The sequence below is a fragment of the Dethiosulfatibacter sp. genome (assembly GCF_983023055.1).
The window spans coordinates 1-4,662 of the sequence record NZ_CEZJXU010000185.1 but is presented as its reverse complement, the minus strand read 5'-3'; the positions used below and the strand labels follow the sequence as shown (position 1 = coordinate 4,662).

Genomic DNA, 4,662 nt, shown 5'->3' with positions numbered 1-4,662 from the left:
TCTCAACATAATCCATCTCATTTACAAGTACTTCGGTAACAGTAATTTCATCTGATGAAATTGAATTTTTATATATTTTCTTTTCCTTTCCATATGCCACCACTTTTCCGGATTCAGATAATGTTAACTTTGGAAGGTTTACATCATCACTTACAGGTGTACTTATTGAAGTAATCATATTTGTCTGTACTAGACCAGGGTTTAAAGCTGTGATTTCACCCCAGTGCACATATGAAAGACCAAATTCCGAATCATCATTTGGCACTGAATTGGGATTAAGATCTGTTATCTTCCCTTCATAATATCCTTCAAAATAAGGAAATTTGAGCAGTATTCTCTGCCCTTCGTAAAGGAGAGAGTATTCATTTTCCAGCACTTTGAAAGAAATTTTTATTTCGGAATCATTTATTATATTGGCAATCAAGCCATCCAGCTCTTCACCTTCAGAAGCCTTAAGTTCAGTAACCCTTCCATCGATAGGTGAAATTATTACAATTCCATCATATGGATTCACATTTTCAACATCCCTTGCATCAATTCCAAGAAGCTGTGCCAGATAATCCTTCTTGTTTTCAAGCTTTATCTTCAAATCATCAATTCTAGTTTCAAGGTCATTTGACGAAAGCCTTATTATAGGTTCGTCAGCTTTCATGGAATCTCCTTCCTCCACTAAAAATTCTTCGATAATATAAGAAATTCCATAAAATTCAGGATCTGATGCTTCTGGAACCTTTATTCCACCACCATAGGAAGCATTAAGCTGTCCTGAAGTGTTTACTCCAACATTGATATCTCCTTTTATAACAGGATCTGTTGAATATAGTATTTTATTTATTGTTTCTTCGTCATCTCCAGGCATAAGTTCATTTACAGCATATGAAACCCCTGCAAATGCCAATACCAAAATCAGTATTATGGGTATGAATTTTTTTAACATTTTTTCCTCCAATCAGTTTATGTCTATTCTATTTATTTCGCCGTCTACGAGACGGATGATTCGTTTACCATATTCTGCTATTGCTTCTTCGTGAGTAACCTGCACTATCGTCAGATTCGTTTCTTCGTTCAGCTTCATAAATAACTCCATTATGTTGTTGCTTGTTGAAGTATCAAGAGCTCCTGTTGGCTCATCAGCAAGGAGCACCGATGGGTTACCAACTATAGCCCTTGCTATGGCAACTCTTTGCTGCTGTCCTCCTGAAAGCTGAGTAGGCAAATGCTTCATTCTGTCCTTCAGTCCAACTTTTATCAATGCTTCCTCTGCCATTTCCTTTCTCATTTTCCCGTTTATGCCTCTATATACAAGAGGAATTTCCACATTTTTTAGAGAATTCAGCTTTGTGAGCAAGCTGAAATTTTGAAATACAAATCCTAAGAACCTGTTTCGTATTTCCGACAGCTGGTTGTCACTGAGTTTTTCAACACTGTTACCGTCAAGTATATAACTGCCTTCTGTACATTTGTCAAGACAACCTATTACATTCAACAGAGTTGATTTTCCAGATCCCGACGGACCCATAATTGAAACAAATTCACCATTTCCAATACATAAATCAATGTTTTTTAATGCATTAAACTTAATTTCTCCAATTCTATATTCTTTTACTATCTTGTTCATCTTTATTACATCCAAGATGTCACCTCCAGTCCAAATACATTAGACGTCAATGAAAAAAATAAGTTCCCTTATTTTTAAAAAATCGCAAAAAAATAAAGCGGTCACCCGCTTTATACCTTTATTTATTTCAATACATCTATCTCTATTCCATCTATCCATACTGTAGAATCCCCATCATAGTCAAAATACAACAGTATTCTATCCGTATTTCCCAGGTTCACAGTAAGTTGATTAAGGAACCATATGTCGCTGTTTAAAAGAACCTTATCGCTTGAATAAGCTGAAATTTTTCCGTTTTCTATTACTTCAACTATTACAGATCCTTCTACTTCGTTCTTTTCACTGGTAAGCTTCATTGATAATCCTACCTGCCTGTTTTTCATATAGTCCAGTTCTTCATTAGACATGTCAACTACTGCAAACAGTGTTTTTTTACTTGCACTTCCATCATTTTTAATTACAAGCGATGAATATCCATCATAAAATTTTTTAAAATCAATTTCAGCATTGAATTCACTATCTGTAGAATCCAATAGGTTCTGGCTGAAAAATTTGTTTATGGTTTCTTCAAGATTTTCTCCGTTTGAATTTGTATTGTTGCTATTTGCATTGTTTATTACTATCTCATTGTTGGCTTCTGGAAGTTCCGTATGCTCTTCCAATTCATCTCTTCCAAGGCTTGTCATAATGAGTATTATAACAGGGATAATCATTATAAGGATTATTGCAGCTATCTGATTAAGGCTAAATTTTCTTTTTTTGACCTCATCATATACATCGTCCTCGACATTAGCTTCAAAATCATTTTCATCTGGATCATCCGGATGAAAATGATCATCTGATTTTGATAAATTTTCAAAATTAGGTCCAGGTTTTGAAGGTTCATCAACCTCTACTGCTGATTCTTTCTTAAAAACAGAATTAGGAACCGGTACAAATACCAGTGAGTATGTCTGCGATTTTTTGAAAGCCCTGATTACTTCCCCCATGTCCTTGTACTGATTGGAGTAGCATCTAATTATTATTTTCATAATATCTGGAGGCAACTTGTCTGAAATATTGTAATCGTCAATAAATCTTCCCGTATATATGTAGTGCATATAGTCACCAACTGATTTGATAAGCAAACTTTCGCTTATATCATACCCCTGGCTGAATTTCAATATATTGTCAAACTCTATCTCATTATCCCTTACAAGAATATTTTCCTTGGATATTATAGCCTCTTCTATTAAGTCTTCAAACATTTCAAGGTCCTGAAACTTAAAGAGAAGATCCTCAGTAAGAAAGAGCTGTTCCTTCATGGTAAGATTCTTGTTTGAAAAATAATTTTCGTAATGGACTCCTTCCCCCGGAACTGTTATAATATATGCTCTGTCGTCTGATTTTTCAGCCACAAGAACATTTTTGAATTTTCTGGTCAATTTCTCCGTGTCAATGAGATCTATGATTCTTGTACTCATTATTATGTTGTTGTAGAATTCCGATCCGTCATCATTATTTACACACAGTGATATTCTCTGAAAGCTGTTATCATATATTATTTCTTTAACATCGTAATTTTTAAAATAACCCATTGTATACCTCTCTGTCATCTCTGCTACTATTTTAACATAACTTCACACTGTTTGAAATACGAAAATAAAAAATGAGCATTCATTGCCCATCTTCATTATTGCTGTCATCTTTAACATTTTTATCATCTTCAGCGTCTTCGACTTTATAGTCGACATCGCTGACAACATGATCAGGGTCAACACCCTTGTCATTGGTTGTACTGTATTTTTTTATAGACCTATTTACAAGATTTATTAACAACATAAAAACAACCAGGTCATCAACTATGCTGAAGCCTAATATAGGATAAGGTATCAAATCCACAGGACTTACAATATATACAATAAAGCCAATAATTGGAAGCTTATCTTTCCAGCTGACTTCCTTGCTTCTTAAAAGTTTAAGCATAACACTAAATTTTTCGAACAATATGCACCACTTCTTTATATTATTATCATTTCTACATCTTTAAGCTTTTTCTTTAATTTCTCTTCAAATTTATTCTTGCCATCTGGCGATTTACCCAACACTACTGTACCTACAGCATTTTTACCAGCAAATTTAACCAATGTATCTATAATATTCTTGGATCGCTCTATTACAAGTTCCGCACCCAATTCTTTTGTTATCCCAAAAAGATATTCAAGAGCCTCTCCATCAGTATAATTCCTTAAAAGCTTGTCATTCTCATTAACTACATGGACTACATACAACATGTTTTCTTCGTTCTTGAGACTGTTACCTTTGTCAATAAGTCTTTCGCATGTTTTTTGCTGTGTAACACAAACCATTACATTATTTATCACTAAAAGCTCCTTTAAACATATGGCGGGAGTATATGGGAATCGAACCCACCCAGGACGCTATAAACGCCCCACACTGGTTTTGAAGACCAGGAAGCACACCAGCACTTATCTACTCCCGTGCAAAGACAAATATACCATAATAAATGTCTGTTTACAAGATTTATTTTAGGTTTTAATTAAAACAAATATATATTCCCAACAAAGTGACAACGTCACATCGGCAGAATGAGCGCTAGACTATATCCTTTTTTATCTCTTTTTTAGTATATAATTCGCTTATTTCAAATACATCCAGGTCTTTATCTGGAATTTTATTTTCTATTACTGAGCAAAGTGCATCCACTGTCTCAAGATTTGTTAATAGTTCAATTCCATTTTCCACAGATTTTCTTCTTATCATGAATCCATCTCGTTTGGAGTCATTAGCTTTTGTAGGCGTATTTATTATCAATCCTACCTTTCTGCTTTGGATAAAATCAAGTATGTCATCTTTCTGTCCTATTTTATTAACCACAAGGGAGTCAACACCAACACTGCTTATCTCTTTACTTGTACCTTCCGTAGCAGCCATTTTGTAGCCAAGGCGGTTAAATCTTTTTGCCAATGATTTAATTATTTCCTTATCCTTTGGCTTTACTGTAGCAAGTATGTATTTGTCTTTGTCAGGCATCTCCAATCCAG

The 4,662-nt window shown here is 34.4% G+C and carries 5 protein-coding genes, 1 tRNA gene and 1 pseudogene; all 7 read right to left on the bottom strand.

The genetic code is table 11. The features are described from left to right. A partial coding sequence (locus tag AC3AX0_RS07615) for an efflux RND transporter periplasmic adaptor subunit (protein ID WP_487549706.1) occupies positions 1-937 on the bottom strand: 937 nt, incomplete at its 3' end. Between the two features lie 12 nt (positions 938-949). After that, the gene (locus tag AC3AX0_RS07610; RefSeq protein WP_487549705.1) at positions 950-1,633 is read right to left on the bottom strand and encodes an ABC transporter ATP-binding protein; all 684 of its coding nucleotides are present in this window, start codon (positions 1,631-1,633) and stop codon (positions 950-952) included. Positions 1,634-1,740: 107 nt separating this feature from the next. Beyond that, the gene (locus AC3AX0_RS07605; RefSeq protein WP_487549704.1) at positions 1,741-3,195 is read right to left on the bottom strand and encodes a hypothetical protein; all 1,455 of its coding nucleotides are present in this window, start codon (positions 3,193-3,195) and stop codon (positions 1,741-1,743) included. A gap of 79 nt (positions 3,196-3,274) precedes the next feature. After that, positions 3,275-3,583, bottom strand: a complete 309-nt coding sequence (locus AC3AX0_RS07600; RefSeq protein ID WP_487549703.1) for a YkvA family protein — start codon at positions 3,581-3,583, stop codon at positions 3,275-3,277. 35 nt (positions 3,584-3,618) lie between these two features. After that, a complete protein-coding gene (locus tag AC3AX0_RS07595) occupies positions 3,619-3,981 on the bottom strand; it encodes an adenine nucleotide alpha hydrolase family protein (RefSeq protein WP_487549702.1) in 363 nt (120 codons plus the stop codon). A gap of 20 nt (positions 3,982-4,001) precedes the next feature. Beyond that, a tRNA-Sec gene (locus tag AC3AX0_RS07590) sits at positions 4,002-4,098 on the bottom strand. A 115-nt stretch (positions 4,099-4,213) separates the two neighbouring features. Further along, a pseudogene (locus AC3AX0_RS07585) lies at positions 4,214-4,662 on the bottom strand (carbamoyl-phosphate synthase large subunit); the annotation flags it as partial.